Annotated in this window: 1 protein-coding gene; it reads left to right on the top strand. The window is 31.0% G+C overall.

Translation table 11 applies throughout. The features are described from left to right. Positions 1-99: 99 nt before the first annotated feature. Positions 100-1,077, top strand: a complete 978-nt coding sequence (locus ACSVH9_RS16230) for an IS256 family transposase, variant Zn-binding type (RefSeq protein ID WP_438064617.1) — start codon at positions 100-102, stop codon at positions 1,075-1,077. The last annotated feature ends 202 nt before the right edge of the window (positions 1,078-1,279 follow it).

Below are 1,279 nucleotides of genomic sequence, written 5' to 3'. Positions count from 1 at the left end.
GGTTTAATAGTCAAAAATGGTTGGTAAAAATGCTGTGAAGCTTTGTAAAATATGATATTCCCAAAAGTTTATTGAAATTCGTTTCAATAAACTTTTTTTATTTATGAAAAACTCAAAAAAAAGCGCTGCCCAACATGTAAAAGTCTTCAAACAATTAAGTGGGGTACAAGGGAAAGCAAACAGCGATTTAAGTGTAAAGATTGTAGTCAATTATTCACTTCCAGCAATAAATCTGTTTCAGATTCCAACAAAGAAATTTGGTTCAAAAATTGGATAATTGGTAAAGATACATTTGATAAAATTTCACTCGAATCAGGATACAGCAAAAGTTCATTGCAACGTTATTTTTCTAAAATGTTAAGCAAAGCACCTGTTTTGGAATTCAGTTCCACGGATGAAATTTATTTGGTAATTGATGGGACTTATTTTCCTAATGATATCTGTCTGGTGGTTTACAGAAATTTTCATCTAAAGTTAACACAACTTTATAGGATGAGTAATGGAGAACATTTTGAAGAAATTGCCGAAGATTTGCAAAACCTGTTGAATTTAGGAATCAAAATAAAAAGTATCACATCCGATGGAGACAAATCATCTATCAAAGCCATCAAAAAAGTCTGTCCGAGAGTACCTTTCCAAAGATGTTTGGTTCATATTTCAAGAATGTGCAGAATATGGCTTACACAGAATCCAAAACATAAATCTGGTTTTGAACTCAAGCAAATAGCTGTTAAAATTCATCATATCAATTCTGAATATAAACGTCAATTATGGCTTATTGAACTTATCCTGTGGGAAGAACAATATAGAGATTTTATCAATCAAAAATCATATAATATTGAAACGGGAAGATATTGGTACACTCATAAAATGGTTAGAAGATCATTTACCGTAATCAAGAAAGCTTTACCCAATATGTTTATGTATCTCAAGGACGACAAAATACCCAATTCAACAAACTCTCTAGAATCTTTTTTTGGACATTTAAAAGGTAACTTGAATATTCATAGAGGGTTAAGTTTAGCTAACAGAAAGAACTTCTTGAAATGGTATTTATATTATAAAAACCAAACGTAAAGTAGGTTTTCCTTAGCCATATCTGATTGCCGATATTTAATAAAAAAGGATAGCTAAAAAACTATCCTTTTAATTATCGTATAATCATCAAACTTATTGCTGGTTGGTTGCTCCTCAGCAGAGCCAACTTCCTCTTCAATTTGATGCTGAAATATAAGCAATCTAAAATGAAAATTCACCAACCATTTTTGACCACATTACC

This window comes from Flavobacterium sp. RSSB_23, from assembly GCF_051547145.1.
GTDB lineage: Bacteria > Bacteroidota > Bacteroidia > Flavobacteriales > Flavobacteriaceae > Flavobacterium.
This window is presented reverse-complemented; position numbering and strand designations above follow the sequence as displayed.